Here is a 22383-nt window from a genome sequence, read left to right as displayed (position 1 = left end):
TTTATTGGAAAGTATGGTAAAAATATGGGTAATTCTCGGAAGCAGTCCGCCACTATCGCTATTCTTTTTGGAATAAATACATGTGTCGGATACGCTTTTATTATTGGTATAAGTTCATTTTATAATTCTGTTGGTAATTGATTTTTATTTTTTTTACCATTATGTGGATTAATTTCTTTTGTTGTTGGAATTTGTTTTTCTAAACTTACCCTACAAATTGAAGGATATGGGGGTAGTTACTTATATGTAAAAAAAGCATTTGGAAGGTATGCTGCAACAATTACAGGCTTTTTTCAGTATGCACAAGTTCCAGCAATTTGCATTGGAATAATTTCTGGAATTTTATGATCTTTTAAAGCTATAAATGAAGATTTTTACGTAGATAATAAAAATTGATTAGTTCTTGGAGCATTTATTTTATTTGTTATTTTTTCATCTATTTTATTTTTTGGATTAAAAATGACAAAATATACAGTTCTAATTTTATGAATTTTAAAATGAGCTGTGTTATTATTTTCTTTAGTTATTTCTTTGACTTTAATTTCTAAATTCGGTCAAAATTTTTCAGATACTAGTCAATTAGATCCTTCTAATAAAACTTACAAGCCCTTTCACAGCTTAGGTATTTCTGATGTTATCAGCAGTATTATTTTATTTTTCTTTGCCTTTGGAGGCTTTGAAAATTTAGCAGCAATATCTCACGATGTTAAAAATCCATCTAAGGTTATGCCAAAAATAATTGCTGGACTAATTTTATTTGCTACAGTATTTTATTTAATATATTTTGTCTGCATGGTTGGAGCACTTGGTAGTGGGAATCATGATTATACAATTAATAGTGAAGGAAACGCTAATATTATTAATAATTTAATTAACAAAGTATTTAAAGATCACTTTAAACTTGCCGGTGGTGTTGTTACAGGTATTATTATAACTGCTGTTTTATCACAAATGGCAAATAAATTAAGTGGAAGAGTTCAGTCTGCTTGAGTTAATACAAGATTAATTTCACCTCTTGCATTTGATGGAATAATTCCTCATCATTTTGCAAAAAGAGATAAACATGGGCAATTTAGAAATGCTTTGTACTTAGATTTTGTAATTTCATTTATTGCGGTTTTGGCTTACTGTGTTTTATTATATTTTTCCATACCCTACAAGGACAATGATCCTAATAATCAACACACACCATCATATGCTGATTATTTGGATAGAACACTACAGGTTTACACTTTAACTGCATTTACCCAATACATTCTTACTTTACTTGCTGCAGTTAAACTAGCAAAAAAAAAAGAAATTATTTTAAATAAATTTTGAAAAATTACTTTTCTTATTATGGCTGGATTTTTATTATTTTTAACTTTTTTCTTTTTAATTGATTCAATAAGAATATTAATTGTTAATTCAGATAGCTTAAATATTTTAGCGTTTTGTTTTTACTGCTTTGTTTTTGCTGCTGCAAATTTCTTTTACTTTTACTCAAAAAAAGCTAATTGAAAAGACAAGGCAAAAGCTGAAATTACTGAAGAAGAATTTTTAGATACTGAAGTAAAATTAGAACATAAAGTTGTAGAGATAGAATAATTTTCTTTTTTCCTTTTTTTAATATTTAAATAATGGTACTTTTTAAAAAGTACCGTTTTTTTTAAAAATTTAATTTATTTTTTTGTTAAATTAAGGAAATTTTTATTATAATTAAAAAAATAATTAATAAAAAAATTAATTTAGAAAGAAAAAATGGCAAAAATAATAAGTATAAAAGGGTATGAAGTATTAGACTCTAGAGGAATTCCAACTGTTGAGGTTGAAGTTATTACCGAAAATAATGTTTGTGCTTGTGCAATGGTTCCATCTGGGGCTTCAACTGGTGAAAAAGAAGCAATTGAGTTACGTGACAATGATAAAAATTATTTTCACGGCAAAGGTGTTTTAAAGGCAATTAACAATATAAATAAAATAATTGCTCCAAAAATTATTAATAATTTTTCTGTTTTTGAACAAGAAGCAATTGATAATTTTATGATTGAATTAGATGGTTCCAAAACAAAAATGAATCTTGGCGCCAATGCAATTTTGGCAGTTTCAATGGCTGTTTGTAAAGCCGCAGCAAAAGAATTAAAAGTCCCCTTATATCAATATATTGGGGGAGTAAATAAAAGTATTTTACCTGTTCCAATGTTAAATATTATCAATGGTGGAGCACATGCTTTAAATTGCATTGATTTTCAAGAATTTATGATTGTACCAATTGGATTTTCAGACTTTAAAGAAGCAATGAGATGTGCTTGTGAAGTTTACTATTGTTTAAAAGATTTATTAAAAAAAAATAACTTTTCTACAAATGTTGGTGATGAAGGTGGTTTTGCACCAAATATTGAAAAAATTGAAACAGTTTTAGATTATTTGGTTGAAGCAATAAAAACTGCTGGTTATTATCCATCAAAAACTGGTAAAAATGCCGTAGCTATTGCATTAGATGTTGCAGCAAGCGAATTATATAACAAAGATGATCAAAAGTATTACTTTAAAAAATTAGGTAATTTTTTAAATAAAGATATTTCATTTACCACTGATGAACTAATTAAATATTATGAAACTTTAATTAAAAATTATCCAATTATTTCAATTGAAGATCCCTTAGATGAAAATGATTGAAATGGTTTTGCAAAAATAACTAAAGAAATTGGTAAAAAAGTTCAAATTGTTGGAGATGATCTTTTTGTTACAAATATTGAATATTTAGAAAAAGGTATTATTAATCATTCAGCAAATGCAATTTTAATTAAATTAAATCAAATTGGTACTGTTACAGAAACTTTAAAAGTTATTGATCTTGCAAAATCTAATAAATGAGCAACAATAATTAGTCATAGATCTGGAGAAACTGAAGATACCTTCATTGCAGATCTAGCTGTTGGAACTTCAGCAAAACAAATTAAAACTGGATCTTGTGCTCGAAGCGATCGAGTTGCAAAATACAATCGCCTTTTAAAAATATATTATCAAAATCAAGAAAAAAAATATTTGGGAATTTGTGGTTGTTCTTTTAATAACATCTCATTAAAAGACTAATTTTTTTTGATACTTTTTTCTGTTTTAAGAAATGAAAAATAATTTAGTAAAAAAAGAAAAATTAGTAAAAAAAGAAATTAAAAAAAAAGATTTTTCTAAGCTAACTGATAGAGAAAGTAAAATTTTTTACTATATTGTTAATTATTTTATTAATGTTTCGGAACCTGTTTCTAGCAATAAATTAATAAAAAATTATTCTCTTCCTTGAAGTAGCGCAACTGTTAGAAACGAAATGAATAATCTAGAGAAAAAAAATTTTATTAAAAAAGATTTTCAAACCTCTGGAAGTACTCCTACAACATTAGGTTATGAATATTACATTAATAATTTAATGCAAGAAAAAACTAATATTGAATGAAAAAAAAAGCTTTCAAAAATTTTAGAAAATAAAAAGTTTACTTTAGAAGAAATTATTGATAATTGTTGTAAAACACTAGGTGAGGTTAGTAGATTATATATCACCCATCTAAAACACGATTTTATTGATGAATATATAAAAAAAATTGAGTTTTTTGAAATTGATTCTGATAAAATTATGGGAATTATTGTTTCAAATCATTCAAAAATTATTCATAAAATTATTGAAATTCCCAAAAATGTAAGCAAAAAAGATTTTATTTATTGCTTAAAGACTATTTCTGAACGACTTTATGGATGTTATATTAAAGACATTGATAAACAATTAAACTTTATTATTCCTTTAATTAAAAAAAAATTTTTAGAAATAAATGACTTTATTACTAAAGTAATTAAAAAATTTTTTGAAATTAATGTTACAAAAACTCTTTCATATGGCCTTCATAACTTATTTTATTATGATGAATTTAAAGATAACAAAAAACAAATTGATAATTTTTTAAAAATTATTGAAGAAAATTCGATTTTAAAAATTATTGAAGATATATCACACATCTCTAAAAAAAATCTTTCTTATTCTTTTGTTAATCAGAAAGAATTAAAAAATTTAGCCTTAATAATGTCATCATATGACATTAAAAGTACAAAAGGTGATATTATTGTAATTGGTCCAAATAGAATGGAATATGAACAAATATACTCAATTCTTGTTTGATTAGTAAATAAACTAAAAGAAAAATTTTAAATTATTTTCACAAATAAAAATTAATTTATAGTAGAAGAGAATATCGATAAAAAAACATTTTTTAAATTATTTTTTTTGATTAAATAGCGACCATAAAAGTTTATTTTCAAAAAAATCATGATTTTTTTGAATTATCTTTACTTTTTAATTGCCTTTCTGTTAATTTTCCAATTACATATGTTAATTCGCTTTCAAATTCTCTAGTACAATCAAAAGCTCCAGTTTTTGCATGTATAACTTCATGGATTAAAGTTCCTGCATAACTAGATAAATTTTTTAATTGATTTCTTTTAACAATAATCCTTCTATTTACACTATCTCAATGGCCAATTTCTTCTCTAGAAGACAATAAATTTTTTTGAATTGTTTCAGAAATAACAACTTGTTTTACAATTCTTGGCAAACCACCAATTAAATTAATTATTTCGTTTGTTTGATCAAAAATTTCTTTCTCTTTTGAAGATAGTTGTGAATAATCAATGATTTTATATTCAAAACTATTATTATATTCATCAATAAAAGTATCAAATTCTAAAATTTTATTCCCAGAAATATCAATTAAATTTCTAATTTTTTGTTTTAATGAGCTGGTAATATATATAATTTCTTTTCCTTGTGACATCACCTCATCAACAATATCTGGATAAATACTTGCTTCTTCTGGAGTAAAAAATACAAATTTGCCAGTAGCATTTAAATTTTTAATTGCGTGTTCTTGGATATCAATTCAAGAGAGTTCATCATGATGAGTTCCTTGGCTTATATTAATTAAATCATGACCAATTGCCTTAATAATGTCTTCTTTAACTGTTGATTTTAAAATTTTTTTAACTCTTTCAGAATACGCATTTCTACCAACATTTGTTCGCTCTCTATTAAGAGATTTTTTTATTTTACTATCAAGTGAAGTTATGTTATAACTGAATAAAAAATTTTCTTCTTCAGCAACTTTAATCCCATTTAAATAGATAAAGGCTTTATCCTCTTGTTTTTCTACAATTTCTCCATACAATGTTTTTTCCAAAATTTTTGCATTAGAAAAAACTATAAATTGCTTTTTGGCAAGATTCATATCCTCCAAAGTGATACCACTTAAAATAAATTCTGTGCCAATCAATTCTTTTTCTGTTGGACTGTTAATTACTGCATGTAGTGTTTTAATATCATCAAATCCATGCTTTTTTTGAGTTTTAACCTCAATATTTCCATGTTTAGATTTTATTAAAATTTTGATATTTTTTCGATCAAATGTTGCAAGAGCATCTTTTAAACCTATTCCAAATTTACCAATTAAATTTGGATTTGTTAATTTTTCATTATTTTCTTTTTGAGTTAAGTGCTTATATTCTATGCCTCTGCCATAATCTTTAATTATTCAAGTATCTACATCTAATTTATTAATTTCTATATCTTTAGTATTTGTTAAAATTTTTTCATCAATTGCATTTGCAATAATTTCTCTGATTGCATGAAAAGTCTCTCAGTTTTCTAATATTTTTTCAATATTTAAGTCAAATGATTGGCCAAAATTTATATTTTCTTTCATAATTTTTCTAATAATATTTTTTAAAATTTAATTTATTTTCAAAATTTTCATCACCTTTTTTTAGATGATTTATCTTTTTCAGACTTTTCAATAATTTCTTGCTGATTATTTACTATATTTTCTTTGTTTTCTTGTGCTAAAAAAGACATGTTTTCGTGTTTAACTTTTTGATTTAATAAAGAAATATTTGTTTCTTTAGCTTCTTGGCTTAATAAAAACATATCTTGCAAATGTTTTTCATAAGTTTCATCCTCAATTACTGCAGGAACTTGCAATAATCTAGAAATCTCTTCACGTAATTTAGTATATTTTGAAATATTTTTGGCACAAAAGTTATAAACATTTGATAAATGTTCTGTTAGGTGATAATATTTAGATTTTATTAGTTGCAAATTTTCATTAAAAAATCTTTTTTGATGAATTCTATTTATTACAGAGCCTTTTTTTCATTTATTTCCATATCTTTGATAAAAGTTTTGTCCAAGCATAGATCATAAAATTACATGAGTTGAAATTTTTGGTAATTTTGAAAAATAAGGTGGATTAACAGATGAAAAAGCGTACAAGTTGATTCTATCAACTAAATAAGGATTGTAAGTTTTTCCGTAAAATTTTGAAATAATAATATCTCCAATTTTTTCTTTATAACACGATCTTTTTAAAATTATTTCTTCTGCAAGATCAGAATACAAAATTTTATTAATTTTTGTTCATTGATAGCCAGCAGTTATTGTCCTTCAAGGATAAACTGTATGTCTTAAATAATCGGCTCTTGGATATTTTAATCAATCAAAAAAATCAGTGGTAGTTATTGTTAAAGGACGTCTTTTCTCTACTAAATCGCTTAATTTATACATTTTATCATCAAGGCAATTTTTTCCCAAAAAATGTAAAATATTTCTTGATTTTCTTCTAATTTTTATTAACAAACTAATTTGTTTTTCAAGTTCATAAAACATTTTTATGTAATTTGCTTGTTGATATAAGTTGGTAGGTATAATCATTCAACTGGCATTAAATCCTCATTTTGTAAAACCAGCAGATCCTAACGCATTTCGAACATTATTTTCAAATAAGTACGAATTACCTTTAAAAAAGTAATAAAAAAACAAATTTAAACAAACTTTTTTATTGTTTTTAAAAATAAATATTCCCTCATATACATAAATATCATTAGTTTTTAAAAAACTTATTTTGCCAAAAGGCAATGTATCTGTAAATACAAAATCATCATAATTGTCTTTAACAAATTTATTTTTAATAACATCATCTGGAAGATAAGAAAATTTGTCATTTTCTTCAATATATAATTTATCGTCATTTTTCGACCATCAACTTTTTAAAAGATACTTATTTTTTCATTCTTTTTTATCTTCGCGTTTGTTTCTTTTTCAACTTTCTTTTGCAGTAAAGGAAATATTGCCTTTTTTATATTTAAAAATGTCTCTAGCATAAACCAATGTATAGTCAAAAGTTGGAAAAAAAAAATTTTTTCAAAAGTAATATTCTTTTCAATAGACATTTTTACAATCATTTTTTTGAAATCCAAAAACATTAGATTTTAAAAGTTCATCTAAATATGATAAATACAAAGCGTTTAAGCAAAATTTTCTTTTGTATTGTAATTCTTCAATTGATAAATTATTTAAATTTAATTTATCAATAAAATAAGTGCTTAAATCAAAAACATTTTGGTTGTTTTTCATTAATTAATTTTAATTAATTAAAATTTTTATTTGATAAAAATACACAAAGAATAAAAATTTAAATTGATAATTAATTTATAATAAAAATTATGAAATTAACTTTTTCTAAAGATATATTTAAAAATAAAAATTTTAATATTGAAAAAAATAAAATTAACAATTTTTTTTCTCAAAATTGAACTAAAAATTTTTTAGGATGAAACAGTGAAGTATTTATTGGATTTAATAATAATCTAAAAAATTATCAAAATTGGGCTGAAAAAATTTCTGAAGATATTTTGATAGTTATTGGTATTGGAGGAAGTTTTTTAGGTGCTAAATCAATATGTGAAGCATTTTTTCACAAATCAAACAAAAAAACCATTATTTGATTTGCAAACACCTTATCAGAAATTGATTTTCAAAATAATATTGAAAAAATTAAAGATAAAAATTTTCATTGTCTTTGTATTTCTAAGAGTGGGACAACACTCGAAACATTAATTGGCTTTAGCAAAATATTAACAATTTTAAAAAAAAGAAACTTAGACTTACAAAAAAATATTACAATTGTTTCAGAAAAAAATGAAGGTTTTTTATATAATTTTTATAAAAACAACAATTGTAATTTTTTTGAACTTGAAAAAACAATTGGTGGCAGATATTCAATATTTTCTGCTGCAAATGTTTTGCCAATGTTTTTTTTAAATTTAGATGTTAAAGAATTAGTTGATAGTGCAAAAGAGTTTAATGATTTAATTAAAAGTAATCTAACAAATGAAAAATGCAATGATGCCCTAAGATATGCAATATATCGAAATCACTTATTTAATAATGGGTTAGATATCGAAATCCTTATAAATTTTCATAATTCCTTAGATTCTTTTAATCAATGATGAATTCAGTTATTTTCTGAGTCTCAGGGGAAAAATAATCTAGGAATATTTCCAGCTTCTTTAATATTCTCAAAAGATTTACATTCTTTTGGACAATTTATTCAACAAGGAAAATTAAATTTTTTTGAGACATTTATTTTTTTTTCAAAAGAAATAAACGATATTAAAGTAGAAGATATGGATTTAATTGCAAATAATTTAAAGAATATTGATAATAAAAATTTATTTATTATTAATAAAAAGTTATACCAATCAGTTTTACAAAGCCACGAAGATAGGGGAATTTTTAATACAAAAATTTTATTAAATGATTATTCTTTAAAATCTTTTGGAGAATTAATTCAATTTTTCTTTTGATCATGTGTTTATTCTTGTATTATTATGGATGTTAATCCCTTTGATCAACCAGGAGTAGAACTTTACAAATCATATTTAAAAAAACTTCTTGTAGACAATTAGTTTTTTAACAAAAATCTTTAAAATTGTTACTTTAAAAACACAATTTTTTTAATTTTTTTATTTTCTTTATTGTTGATTAAAATTTTGAACAGTGAATAAAAATATTGTTTCATTTTTTAATCAGTTTTTAAAAAAAGTCAAAAATAATAATTTTTTTGATGCATATTCAATGTTATTTAAGGAAATAAATAATACAAATTTAAAAATTCAGGAAAAAGAAATTTTATCAAAAACTTTTGCCTCATTTAATAAGTATTATTTTGCAAAAAAAAATTACTATTCAGATTTTGACAAAAAATTTTTAAATTTTATTGCTCGTAAAAATTTTAATGAATTGATTAATTTTTATAAATATAATTGCTTTTTTAGTAATATTAAACTTTATAAATATAAAAAATTTTTAATAAAATTTTTTTTGGACGAAAAAATAAATTTTAAAAATAAATATTTTATTCTAGAAATTTTAAAACAACAAAAGGTCAATTATTTTTTTATTGTAAAAAATTATAAAAAAAAATACTTGATTAATCCCCAAGAAATAAAAATTATTAAAAATTCCTTAATTTATTTAAAGGGAAAAGAAACATTTTATGATTGTTTTTACAATATTGACAAAAAAAAATATATTTTCTTAAAAAATCAATACTTAGTTTTTTTATATGATTTTTATCCAAACGTTATTAATGAAAATGAAATAAAAAACTTTGCACTATCATACATATTTTTTTACTTGAAAAAAAGTTCAAAAACTACTGAAAACAAAACTCTAACAAAAATTTTATCAATAAATGAATTAAATATTTCAAAGTATTTAACTTATTTCAACAATTATTATGACAATTAAATTAGTTGCTTTTTAGTTTGTTTCTTTTTTTGATTGTTCTTTTATGATGTTAAAACAAGTTAATGCTTCATCTTGATAATTAATATCATATCTAGAAAAAAGAAGTTTACCAGATTCTTCAAATATAAATGTTGATGGAACAATATATGTTTTTTTAGTTCCATCCTCATTTACTTTTTCTTCATATACATTTAATGCTTTTGAAAGTTCTAATTTTATATCTGATAAAAAAAGTTGTTTAAAATTGTATTCTTTTTTAAAGTTTTGTTTTGAACCTACATGGCTTGTAGAGCATGCAATAACAACAGTATTATATTCTTTAAATCTTTCATACATACTACTAAAATCTTGACAGATAATTGCACATCCCGGCGCTTCATCTATAGTATAAAAGTATAAAATTAATTTTTGGGCTTTAAAATCATTTAAAGAATATATATTATTATCATCACCCTCAAGTTTTATATTTTTAGCTAACTCAATATTAATTTTTTTTCCCACAAGTAAATTACCTCTAACTTATTTTAATTATTAAAAATTTCTTTTATTGTTTTTTTAAATTTCTCCCATGGTGTAAAAAACTCTTGTTCTCTTTGAAAACCTTTTTGATAATTCTCAGTTTCTGTTCCTCCTTCATTCAATTTTTTATCTTTTAAATCATCAACTTCATTATAAGTTTTAATTTTTTCATCAACTTCAGCAACTTTTTTAGTTTCTACAACTTGTTTTTGTTCATCATCAACTTTACCTTCACTTACTTTTTCAATATCTTCAACTTCTTTTTCTGGATTTATTTCTAAAGACTCATCAACTTTTGTTGACTCTGATTCATTTAATTCAGCTTTTTTTTCAATATCTTCAACTTCTTTTTTGTCAAATTCATTGTTAGTTTCAGAAACTTTTTTAATATTTTTCTTTTCTTTTTTTATTAAAATATTTTTAAAAAAGTTTCTTTTTTTTAGTCAAAATACGCTTTTTTTTACTTTATAAAAGGCGACTATTAAAAAAGTATTTATTAATTTAAAAATATAATTAATTGCTTTCTTAATTTTAAAAGTAAACTTAGTAATATATTTTTCTTTGTTTATTATATTTTTTTCAATATTTTGATTTACATTTACAAAGGGGTCAATATATTCATTTTTTTTTATTGGAGCATTTATTTTTTTCTTTAAAGTGTCTATTAATTTATCAGTAGATAAATACAATTTTTTGAATTTAATTGGTTTATAAAAAAAACTAAATTCATTTGACATTAATCAAGAAAAATAAAATCTTATATTTTTTTGATGTCTTATAATAATTAAAAAAATAAATAAAAAGACAATTAAATTTTCAACTATTGGGCTATCACTACCAAAAAAACTATACTCTGGAAAAAATTCATTGTTTTTTAAATTAAAAGCAATGTTATAAATTGCACAAGAGCAGCCAAGAACGCTACTTATCCCCATATATTTTGTTAAAAAGTAAAATAATATAAGAAATAATAATAAAAAAATACAAAAATAAATATTAAAAAAACCAATTGTTGTAAAGAAAGTTACAACTCCTTTTCCACCTTTAAAATTGTAATATAAAGGGAAACAATGTCCCAAGCCAGATCCTAGACCAGCTACCAAAAATAATGAAGGAATTGTAAAAGTATTATCAGCGCCATAATTTGCAATAATGTGTTCAATAAAAACAGCAATTGAAAGAGCAAAAAATGTTTTAGTAACATCACACAAACCAACCAGTAGGGAAAAATATTTTCCATAGACTCTATTTGCGTTGGTAGCACCCGCGTTATAACTTCCAAATTTTCTTATATCATTTTTGAAAAAAAATTTAGATAATATTATTGAAAAATTTAGCGACCCTAATAAGTAACCTATTAATAAAAATAATATAATTAAAAAAGTGTAGCAAAAATAAATATTATGAAAAATATTCAACTTAAAAACCCAAAAATACTTACATATTTTTAATTATTTCAAGATTATTAGATGCATCTTCTGAATGTTTTACATTGTATTGGCTACAACATAAATCACCATTTTCATTAAAAATAAAAGAAGATCTACTGATTGAAACAATGTTTTTGCCAAAAAATTTTTTTTCTTTTAAAACATTCATTGCTTTGCATAATTCTAAATTTGTATCTGCTAATAATAATTGTTTTAAACTGTATTTATTTTTAAATTTTTCTTTTTCATTAGCATCTCCCTTAGAACAACCAATAACAATCGCATTATTTTCTAAAAATTGATCATATAAGTTGCTATAATCCTTTGATTGAATGGTACAACCCGGAGTATCATCTTTTGGATAAAAATACAAAACAATTTTTTTTCCCTTAAAGTCATTTAGACGATAATGTTTATTATCATTACCTTCTAATGAAATTTTTTTTGCAGCCTCAATATTAATATCTTTGCTTTCCATTTTTTAAGACTTCCTTAATTTTTATTATTATAAAATTTTTTTATATTTTATTTGTATTTTTTAACAATTTTGTTTTAACAAGTCAAATAAATTTTTTTTATTTTTGCAAATAAAAATAAATAATAAAAAAGATAAAAAAACTTTTAAATTTTTACATAATTTTTTTAATATTTTTATAAAAAACAAAATAATTTAAAATTTTCCATAGGTTTTATATATAAAAAATATAAGTAAAGAAAATGTAAAAATGTTTGAAATTGAAAAATTAGAAAATAATATCGTAGATTTAGTTGAAATTTTAAATGACAGAGAATTATTAAAACTAGATAAATTTAAAAATATTTATCAAATTAACAAGAAAATTAATAATAACCTAAATAATTTTTTGTCTGGACTAAATCTTAGAAAAATAAAAAATTTATCCGAAGTAAAAGTAAAAATTAATTTAAACTTAAATTATTTTAAAAATTTTTCTTTTATAAAAGAAAAATACAATTTAAACGAAATATTTGAATTATCTTTTGAAGAACAAAAAAAATTAAATAATAAAATTTTAAAAGAATTAATTTCATATTTTAACAAAAAAAAGTATGAAATTCCTTCAGTTATTTGATTAGGTTACCAAGATGAGAAAAAGTGCAATAATTTAGTTCAAGAAATAGATTTTTTTAGTAATAATATTGAAAATAATTTTGAAATATTTTTTAATAAAATTCAAAAATTTAATAATATTGAAAAAACTAATGCTATAAATTTTTATCAAAAAACTTTAAATAAATTTTCTGATAACGATTTAATTAAAAATAAATTATTAAAAATTAATAAAAATTTTTTTTCTTTCGATGAATATTTATTATTTAAAGACAATCTTGATGATAATTTTGATGAATCAATGTTAAGTGATCAATCATCTAATGAAACTGAATTAACTTTAATAAATAATTCAATCGCAATAAAAGATTTAGTAGAAGAATTAATTGTAAAAAAAATTAATTTAGAAGAACTTGCGTCTGTTTCAGAAATTTTACCTGATGAAAATTTAAAACAATTAACAATTTTTACAAATAAATTTATAAAAGAAACTAATAATAATATTAATGAAAAAATTATTTTACATTATTATCCAGATTCAAAATCAACCAAGAATTTTGAAGATTTTTCTTTTTATATCACAGATGATATTGAAGATACCATCAAGAAAATTAACCAATATTTTAACAAAGCAGAAACAAATATAAAAATAACGGCATTAGAAAAAATGGCCAATTTTTTTAATTTTTCAAAACAATTTACAACCTTACAAAAAAATATTAATGACTTTGGAACATTAAAAGATGTAGACAATATTAAAGAGTTCCTAAAAGAAAATGCAACGATTCAGAAACTTTTAGAAAAAACACCATATTATCATTTATTAGAATCATTTAATTATAACAGTACTGATAAAAAAGAGGATATTTACAGCGAAATTTTTGAAAATTATAATAATAATATTGATTTTGATAATTTTTTTACTGCAGAAACTTTTAGAACAATTATTTCTGGTATAAATGACCATTTAAACCATAACACAATTATTAAATATTACAATAATGAACAAAAAGAAAAATTTTCTAGTTTAATATATGAAATAAACACTCAAGTAAGAGATAATTTTAGTGAAAATATTGATGATAATTTAAAAAAGCCTGTCGAACATTTAAAAAACACCTCAAGTGATTTAGTTTATAAAAATTTAAATAATGAAGATATTTTAAATTTTTTTAGACTATTTTCTAATAATGGTGTTGAAGAAGATGATTTTAATACTTTAAATAATAATTTTACCTTTTTAAGTATAAGTACTGCAATTGATAAATTAATTGCTAAAAAAATCAATAATATTTTCACAGAAGTATTAAATTATTCAAATTTTGAAATTAATAAATACAGGCACTTAGATAATATTGAAAAATTTTGAAATGATCAAAAAAATCAAGATCGGATTAATAATTTTGTTAATAACAATAAAGATCCTTATGAATGAAATAAGCTTAACAGGTTTCAATTTCAAATTTGAAAAGATTTAAAAGAAATTGAAAAAATTAACAAAATTTTTATTAATAATTATTTAGATCAAAAACAATTATTGCCACCAGTTGATTTTAAAAATAAATTAGACACTCTTTTTTTAATATTAACAAAATATAAATTAATTAAGGACTGAAATTTTGATATGGCTTATATTAAATTTCAAAAATTAATTGCATCTGTTTTTACGATTGAAATAAATAAAACATTTTTTGGAGTAATTTCTAATGAAATAAATATTCGTAATGAAATTGTGAATTTTTTAAACATTCCAAAAAATAATTTACCTCATGAAAAATTATTGAAAAAGGAAACAAATTATTTGATAAATTTAAAAAGCATATTTACGATCTTGATGGAACTGTTGATTCATTTTTTCTTTCACAAAAAAAAGAAATTGATGCAAAAATTAGTAAAATTAAACTTTCATATGAAACTTTAAAAAATGATATTTTTAAATGAGAAGAAAATGATTTTATTGGATCATTTTTTTCAGATTCTGAAAAAAAACAAATTTTTATTTCTATTTCTGAAGTTGAGTCTTTAATAAAAGAACTACCAAGTACTGATAAAAATACATATTTAAAATATTTAAATACTTATTCAAATTTTTCTAGTTTTTTATCAAATACAAATTCTAAATTAAAAAACACAATTAAAAAAACAAACGAAAAAATATATGAAAAATTTTTTGAAAAATTTGATCAAAAGTTAACATCTAAAAATTTATATTCCGCCAATAATTTTACCAATTTTAATGTTGAAAATTTTGCTCAGATTGCAGATATTAATAAAATTTTTGGAGAAATTTATAATTTAGACATTTTAAAAGACCTAAAAGTCAACAATCCTTTTAAAATTGGAAATATAGATTCCAATAGACTAGGACTTGCAAATAAATTAATTAATATCTTTAAATCAAAAAATTTTTCAGATTTTGATAATTATAATTATAATTTTTCGATTATAAATGAATTTTTGCGAGAAGTATTAATTGCTAAAAAAGATATTGAACAAAATATATTTAGTAAAAGTTTAGAAGATATTACTTTATTAAATAATGATCCTTTCTCTCAAGAAAAAGAAGAAGTTATAGATTTATTAAAAAAATATCAAATTCAAAGTATTTATAAAACACATAGTTTAAATCCAAAAATCTTAAAAAAGTATTTTAAATTAACAAATGAGAATGACATTACTTTAGATTTCTTATTAAAAAACGAGGATGAAGTTAAACGTATTAAATCACAATTTAATAACAACAAATTAAATTTTATCAATCTTAGTAGCGAATTAAGCGATAAATACGAACAAATTAAAATTGATTTTCCAAAAGACACCGCTTTTATAAATGAATTAGACACCCACTTTAACAACTTAAAATCAAATATTGACAAAGCAACTTCTTCAGTTACTTTTGATCTTTCACATAATTTTTCAATAAAAACAACTTATGCAAATAGTTCTTTTAAAATTGATTTTACTAAAGATGAAAATGAATTTAACATAAATGAAATGTTAAAAACAAGAAGTATTATTAAAAACTTCTTTAATTTTTTATTTTCAAAAGTTTTTATTAACATTACTAAAGAAAAAACTGACAATTTTTCTTTAATTATTTGAGACAAAACCATTGAAGATAGTTCTTTTTTTGAAACATATTATGAAGACTGAAAAAATAATAATTTTGAAAAATCATTTGTTTCAAAAAATAATATTGACTTTTTTACTCAAATAAATCCCCAAACCAACAAACTATCTTTTTATGATGAAATAAATAAAATAAAATCAGAATTTAATGAAACAAAAAAATTAACTTCTGTTTTTGATGAATTTAAAGAGGAAGAAGAAAAGTTTTTTTATTTAGCAAAAGAAAATTTAACAATTGATAAAACTTTATTAGAAAATATTGATCTTGATAATTATTTTTTTCTTGATGAATTTAAAAAAGATTTAAAAGATGCCATTGAAAGTAAAGATTTTAATAAATTAAAAAAATACAACAACTTTGATCTTAATAATCTTAATAGTTTTGATGAATTAAAAAATAAAATTAATGACGTCATCAATTTTTTATTAGATAACAATATTTTATTAACAAAAAATATCTTTAATATTGTTAATGACAAATTTCTTGAATTTAATTCAATTAATCCTAAAGTAGATTTTATAAATAATTTTTTAACAAGTGCAAATAAGGATAAATTAAAAGAATTATTTAATGTTTTCAATCTTAATTCTAAGTTATCATATGATAACTTAAAAATTCTTCAAAACACTACTCATTACCAAGAAGAATTAGAGACATACCCATTAGACAATACAAATAAAGCAAAAAATTTAGATAATAAAAAAAATATTACCACATTAATTAATATTTTTCCAGACTTTGAAGCATATTTTTTAATTTGCGGGAAAGGTTATTTATTTTTTAATAGTGAATTAATTGATCAAAATAAATTTAATAATTTTTTACAAAATAATGGAAATGATTTTGATACAAAAGATGAATATAAAAATAATTATTTTGATTTTAATGATCCTTCATACCCCAAACATTTATTGAATAATGTTATTAAAGAATGAAATGTTTGATCAATTGAAAAAATGCACACCGAGCTATTTTTACAATCCGATGATTTTTTACTATTTTATGACAAAATGAAGAATTTAATAAAAATTAAAAATGACAATAGTTCTTCAAGTTTTACTGACAATCTTAATTTAAATAACAATAACTTTAAAAATAATCTTATTACAGCAGCGATAAATAAATTAGAAAGCGACTGAAATAAATTTTTTGAAGAAATAATTAAAGATTATCCAATATTTAATTATTTAGACAAAGTAAATTCAGAAAAAACTAAAAAACAATTAGAAATATCTGACAAACTAAATAGCATTTCTCGTAATTTAGCTCCAGATACTTTTCTTAAAGAAATTCAAGAAAAAGAGCAAAAACTAGCTTTAAATAGTCAACAAGAAAAAGACAAGTGACTTTTTATTTTTATCAATGAACTACATGCTAATTTAAAAAATGATCAAAAAATTACGCAACTAATTAACAAAATTCCCGATTCGATATTAAAAGAAATTAAATTAGAACTTGAGGACTACTTTAAACTTTATTTTTTAGATATTGAAGATTTAAAATTAACAGATCATGAATTACAAACTAAATATTTAGCTAAAGATGGGTCAAATTATGTTTTTAATAATGAAAAAAATAGAAATCAATTTTATGAAAATTTAAAAATTTATGCAAATTTTGATACTTATAAAAAAAATTTTTATTATAAATTATTAATCCTTAAAGATCTTAAAGAATATTCAAAAAAAGTATTAGAAGGAAATTTTTTAGATTTTAACGAAGTAATAGAATATAAAAATACCTTAAAGAAAAAGTACATAACTAATAATATTCCTTTAGATGAAGAAGAAATTATCAAAAAAATTATTGAAGATAATGGTAAAGATGAATTATTTATTGATAATTTAAAATTATTAATCGAACAAAAAACTTCTTCTTTTTATATTTTCAACAAAAATCCATCCCTTATTACAGAAATTGATAATAATCTTGCAATATCTGCAGAAGAAAAAATTATTAAAGACATTTTTTTGAACAAAAAATCTGATTTATTAATTGAAAAATATAAAGAAAATCAAAATCTAAAAGATAATCCTTTTTCAAAAGACAATATTTTTAAAAAAATTGAAGAATACAAAGAAATTGGAAAAAAAACTGTATTAATATCAAATTTAGACTATTTAAGAGATGAAATTAACAATTTCATTAAAAAACAATACTATAAAGACATTTATTTAGCTCAATTAAATAAAACAAATTTATTTTCAAAAATAATTAATGATCTAGACGATTTATATCAAAAAAATCAAGCAGCAAATTCTCTAGGAAATAATTACAAAATTTTTTTTGATAATAAAGCAATTGACTTGTTGTCAATTGAACATAAAAAATTAAAAGAGGAAACAGAAACTTTTTTGTCTGAAAAAAAAGTTACTGTTTTTTATGAAATCGCTGATCATTTTTACAAAAAATATCAAAAAATTATTCGTGATTATCAAGGCTTTGATATAAACATTGAAGAAAATGATAATCACAAAAATGTAAAAATATTGTTTGAATATTTTGATAATAATTATGGTAGATCAACTTTTGATAAAAAAACCATTTTACAAATTATTGAAAACAAAAATCTTGAAGAAAACCTTTCTATTTTTGAAAATTATTTAAAAAGCATTGAAATTAAAATTATAAATGTTATTAAAGGTTCAATTTATAATCTTTTAAAAGAAATTAAAGAAAATTCAATTATTTTTGATTTAGGTAGTAATTTTAATATTAAAAATTACACCATAAAATCATTAAAGTGATTTAAGTTAAATATTCCATTATCACTAAATTTTGAATTGTGAAGTAATGAAAGTTATGTAAATTTAAAAAAAGTTTACGATCTTTTACTTACAAACCATCTAATAGTTAACAGATCCGCTTATTCTTACACACATTTTACAAATGAGTTAAATGATTTAAAAAACACTTATTTTGACTATGAAAAAGAAATTATTGAAATTATATTGAAAGATATTGTTGCATTTTATGATACATTAGATCAACATTACAAAGGATATCATTATCCTACAAAAGAAAAATTTAATTTAAATTATCAAAAATTTGAAGATGAATTTAATAATTTGTCAAACAAAAAAGAAAAAATTTATTTTCTTACATCTTACTCAGAAAAGGGAAGTGCCTTTAGGGAATTTATTGATGACCAAGACAAGCAATTACTAGATCAAAAATCAAGCATTGCTAAAAAAATAATCAGTGAAAATTTTTATGGTTATGATTTTGAAAAAAATCAGGCAGGGGAATGATGATATTCAAAAAAACCCGCATACATTAATGAAATTATGGATGAAAAAATTCAAAGGGGTGCTAATGCATCAGATATTTTAAATAAAAAATTTTTAGATCCAGTTAGGATTTCTGATTTAAAAGAACTAGTAAAAACTAATATTGTCCTTGTAGATTTAAATAAATTAGTAAAAGAACAAAGCAAATATTTTTTTAATTATTGATATCAAGACTTTAATAAAGTTATTGATAACCCTCCAATTGATGAAGATAAAACGATTGAATTAATTAATAATCATTATTTTAATTTTTACGCAATTGCTAAAAATTTTTATGACAAAATTAATAAATTGGAAGCAGAACAAAATGAAAGTTTTAAAAAATATAAATTAATTGTCAACAAAAGTCTTGGTTTTCATAAAAGTAATAGCATTATTAATGTTGAAAATGTTGAAAAAACTAGAAATTCTTTGTTATTGGTAAGAGAAAAAGAAAATATTTATTCAATTACTAATAGTACATTATTAGAAAAATATTTTATTATTGGAATTGACTATGGCTTTTTATTAGTTTTAAAAACAAATGATTTAACAAAAGATTTAGAAAATTGTACCTTTTCTAAAAAAGTTTTTTATGATTTAAACAATAACAGAAGCACTTCATTAGATAATACAGAAATTCAATTTTTAGACAACAAAATTGTTTTTTCAGATACTAAAACTGGAAAATTTTTAAATATTACATATAACAACTTCTTTGATGACATCAAAGATATTTCAGATATCGAACCAGAAGATTTAAAAGTAATTAAAAACTTTTATCAGTTTCCAAAAAATAAAAAAGTTGAAATTGAACACAATTTTTACTTAGAAGGGTAGTTAAAGAAACATTTTATTCAAATTGAATTTTACCTTCTAATTTCAATTCACCTCTATGAAAAATTCAAACTTTTTTTTACAAAGATAAAAAAAATATTCCTTCCAATAAATTGACTAAAAATGTTGTTGCGTTTGATCTTTACAATAAAGATAATAATTTGTTAATAATTTTTAATAATGTTAACACTGAATCTTCTTTGCAAAAAGAATTTATCTACACCATTAATTTAAAAGAAATGAGTAAACCTAAAACATGAGATATTACTCAATATTTAATCAACAAAAATATTGATTATGTCGCCAAAGAATTTGATAATGTTGGTTTAAAAAAAACTGCAAAAGCACTTCCGTACATAATTGGCGGGGTTATTACTCTTGGATTATCATTTATTGTATTTTTTGTTTTAAAAAAATACATGAACTATAAAAAGTTACAAAAAGAAGTTACGGTAAAAGATAAAAAAGATAAAAAAAAATAGGGAAAAAAAATGATTGATTTAGAAAAACTAGAAACAAATGTCTTTGAAATAATAAACATACTAAGTGATAATGAACTATTAAAACAGGAAAAATTTAAAAATATATATCAAATTAATGAAAAAATTAGTTCAAATTTTAATTATTTTTTAGATAGTTTAAAATTTCGAAAAATAAAAAATTTAGATGAAGTAAAAATAAAATTTAATGAAAATTTAAAATATTTTAAAAATTTTTCTTTTATTCAAAAAAAAATTAATTTAATTGTTCTTAATAATTTATCAATTGAGAAGAAAAAAAAATTAAATAACCAATTTTTAGATGAAATAATTTTATATTTTAATCAAAAAAAGTATGAAATTAATGCAATTATTTACTTAGGATATCAAAAAATTGAAAAAGTTGATAAATTAGTTGATGAAATAGATTTTTTAAATGAAAATATTGAAAGTAATTTTGAAATATTTAATAAAAATATTCAAAACTTTAATAACTTAGAAAAAAATAATTCTATAAATTTTTACACAGAAATCTCTAAAAATTCTTCTAAAAATAACTTTGTTCAAGAAAAGTTAAAAAAAATTAATAAAAAATTTTTTTTCCACGACGAATACTTATCTTTAAAAAAAGAAATAGACTTTAGATTAGATGAAAACATACAAAGTGATGCTAATAGTGCTGATTCTGCGGTTAACATAAAAGAAGTTGAATTATTTAATAATTTTCCAAAGATCAAATTAGAAATGGAAAATTTAAAAAATGAATTAAACCAACTTGCTGAAGCTTCAGAAATTTACGATGACAAAAACCTTGTTAATTTTTCTGATCTATTAGATGCATTAAAAAATATTAATATAAGAGAAATTTTAAAATCTAACGAAACTTTTGAAATAATCTTTTTTAAAAACTCAGAATCAGATGAACATGAAAAAATTATTTTTAATTTTTCAGATAATTGACAATCAATTGAAGATAAATTTCATCTTTATTTTAATAAAATGACAAACTATGTCAGAAGATATGCTTTAAAAAATTTAAGAGATGTTTATATTTTTACTACTAAATTTATTGAAGTTAATAATAAATTTTCCAATCTTGCTAAATCAAATCTAATTAATTTTAAGAAAACTTCAGACAAAGACTTTTTAAAGTTGGAATACCTAAAAAATTTACAGGGTGTAAAACTGTATGATAATGTTTGATTTGATTCAGGTATTGAGACATTTTTAGTTCAAAATGGATTAGACAATAATACTTTTTTTGATTCCGAAGAATTTAGAAAAAATTTTAATCTTTTAAGAGCAAGACTTTTTGAAAAAACAGAAATAAAAAGTCTTCCTTCCGATTCATTTGAAAAATTAGAGCTTATAAATAGTTCACTTAAAAATACTTATAGCGAAGGATCTAAAAAAAATTTTAATAAAGTTGAACCTGGGAAACATTTTTTAGATATTATTAAAAAATCAGTCCAAGAATCAAAAAATAGTTTCTTTGAATGAGATGGCAAAAGTTTTATAAATTTTTTTAGTTTAATTTTTAATAATAACAAATTTGACAAAGAAATTGCAAAAGAATTTTTAGAAAAAAAATCTTTTCAAGAAATTAAAGATCTTATTATTAATCTAAATAATCAAAAAATAGTTAAAATTTTTAATTGATTCAAAGACTATTATGCAAATTTAACTGAAAATAAATACAAATACTTTAATAAAATTAAAAATTTTTTTGCAGATTCAGAAATTGAAGAAGAAATTAGAACTAACAAAAATTTGTCTAAAATTATGAAAGACTATAATAGTTTACCTTATGGTGCAGTAAATATTTTTGGTTTATTAAAATCTACTTTTTTACTAAAGAAAAATTAGATCATATTTTAAATAATTTTACTGCATTAAGTTTTACAACTTTTTCTTCAGAATTTCGTCCAGCCCGCACTGATTTTTTTCGCAGGGCAACAAATAATCTGATTCAACTACTTCAGTATTTTCATATTCCCACGTTGCAAAACTATTTCTTAGTATTTTTATTGAAAATTTTGAAAA

Annotated in this window: 14 protein-coding genes; 9 read left to right on the top strand and 5 right to left on the bottom strand. The window is 21.1% G+C overall.

All coding sequences use genetic code 4. The features are described 5' to 3' along the window. The first annotated feature begins 24 nt into the window (after window positions 1-24). The 3 genes from JTY60_RS02095 to hrcA all read left to right on the top strand — a co-directional run bounded on the left by JTY60_RS02095 (window position 25) and on the right by hrcA (window position 4177). Window positions 25-1587, top strand: coding sequence for an APC family permease (locus tag JTY60_RS02095; RefSeq protein ID WP_434414465.1), 1563 nt, complete (start codon window positions 25-27; stop codon window positions 1585-1587). 153 nt (window positions 1588-1740) lie between these two features. Then, window positions 1741-3075, top strand: a complete 1335-nt coding sequence (eno, locus tag JTY60_RS02090) for a phosphopyruvate hydratase (protein WP_434414464.1) — start codon at window positions 1741-1743, stop codon at window positions 3073-3075. Window positions 3076-3106: 31 nt separating this feature from the next. Next, window positions 3107-4177, top strand: a complete 1071-nt coding sequence (gene hrcA / locus JTY60_RS02085; RefSeq protein ID WP_434414463.1) for a heat-inducible transcriptional repressor HrcA — start codon at window positions 3107-3109, stop codon at window positions 4175-4177. A 100-nt stretch (window positions 4178-4277) separates the two neighbouring features. Here hrcA and JTY60_RS02080 read toward each other — a convergent pair whose 3' ends face one another. After that, complete coding sequence (locus JTY60_RS02080) at window positions 4278-5723, bottom strand: ATP-binding protein (protein ID WP_434414462.1); 1446 nt, start codon at window positions 5721-5723, stop codon at window positions 4278-4280. Between the two features lie 32 nt (window positions 5724-5755). Next, entirely contained in the window at window positions 5756-7429 is a 1674-nt protein-coding gene (locus tag JTY60_RS02075; protein WP_434414461.1) for a hypothetical protein, read from the bottom strand. An 89-nt stretch (window positions 7430-7518) separates the two neighbouring features. Here JTY60_RS02075 and JTY60_RS02070 point away from each other — a divergent pair, with 89 nt between their 5' ends. Both JTY60_RS02070 and JTY60_RS02065 read left to right on the top strand, forming a co-directional pair. Next, window positions 7519-8763 (top strand): hypothetical protein, encoded by a 1245-nt coding sequence (locus JTY60_RS02070; RefSeq protein ID WP_434414460.1) that lies wholly within the window; start codon window positions 7519-7521, stop codon window positions 8761-8763. Between the two features lie 91 nt (window positions 8764-8854). Continuing rightward, window positions 8855-9607: a hypothetical protein gene (locus JTY60_RS02065; protein WP_434414459.1), complete on the top strand. Its 753-nt coding sequence runs from the start codon at window positions 8855-8857 to the stop codon at window positions 9605-9607. Between the two features lie 12 nt (window positions 9608-9619). Here JTY60_RS02065 and JTY60_RS02060 read toward each other — a convergent pair whose 3' ends face one another. Genes JTY60_RS02060 through JTY60_RS02050 form a run of 3 tightly spaced genes read right to left on the bottom strand, consistent with a single transcriptional unit; the run spans window position 9620 to window position 12034 of the window. Then, window positions 9620-10108: a redoxin domain-containing protein gene (locus JTY60_RS02060; protein WP_434414458.1), complete on the bottom strand. Its 489-nt coding sequence runs from the start codon at window positions 10106-10108 to the stop codon at window positions 9620-9622. Window positions 10109-10131: 23 nt separating this feature from the next. After that, window positions 10132-11544, bottom strand: a complete 1413-nt coding sequence (locus JTY60_RS02055) for a glycerol-3-phosphate acyltransferase (RefSeq protein ID WP_434414457.1) — start codon at window positions 11542-11544, stop codon at window positions 10132-10134. A gap of 19 nt (window positions 11545-11563) precedes the next feature. Then, window positions 11564-12034: a peroxiredoxin gene (locus JTY60_RS02050; protein WP_434414456.1), complete on the bottom strand. Its 471-nt coding sequence runs from the start codon at window positions 12032-12034 to the stop codon at window positions 11564-11566. Between the two features lie 247 nt (window positions 12035-12281). On the opposite strand from JTY60_RS02050, the gene JTY60_RS02045 reads away from it, so the two are divergent. The 4 genes from JTY60_RS02045 (at window position 12282) to JTY60_RS02030 (ending at window position 22206) form a co-directional block, all read left to right on the top strand. Next, window positions 12282-14546 (top strand): hypothetical protein, encoded by a 2265-nt coding sequence (locus JTY60_RS02045; protein WP_434414455.1) that lies wholly within the window; start codon window positions 12282-12284, stop codon window positions 14544-14546. A 536-nt stretch (window positions 14547-15082) separates the two neighbouring features. Then, entirely contained in the window at window positions 15083-19864 is a 4782-nt protein-coding gene (locus JTY60_RS02040; RefSeq protein WP_434414454.1) for a hypothetical protein, read from the top strand. A 110-nt stretch (window positions 19865-19974) separates the two neighbouring features. Further along, a complete protein-coding gene (locus tag JTY60_RS02035; RefSeq protein WP_434414453.1) occupies window positions 19975-20343 on the top strand; it encodes a hypothetical protein in 369 nt (122 codons plus the stop codon). A gap of 9 nt (window positions 20344-20352) precedes the next feature. Further along, window positions 20353-22206 carry a hypothetical protein gene (locus JTY60_RS02030; protein ID WP_434414452.1) on the top strand — a complete coding sequence of 618 codons (1854 nt, stop codon included), beginning with the start codon at window positions 20353-20355 and terminating at the stop codon, window positions 22204-22206. Window positions 22207-22383 lie beyond the last annotated feature (177 nt).

This window comes from symbiont of Argiope bruennichi, assembly GCF_051094275.1.
In the GTDB taxonomy this organism is placed as follows: domain Bacteria; phylum Bacillota_I; class Bacilli_A; order Mycoplasmatales; family SG1.
The sequence above is the reverse complement of the archived record's forward strand: the minus strand, read 5'-3'. Positions and strand labels throughout refer to the sequence as shown.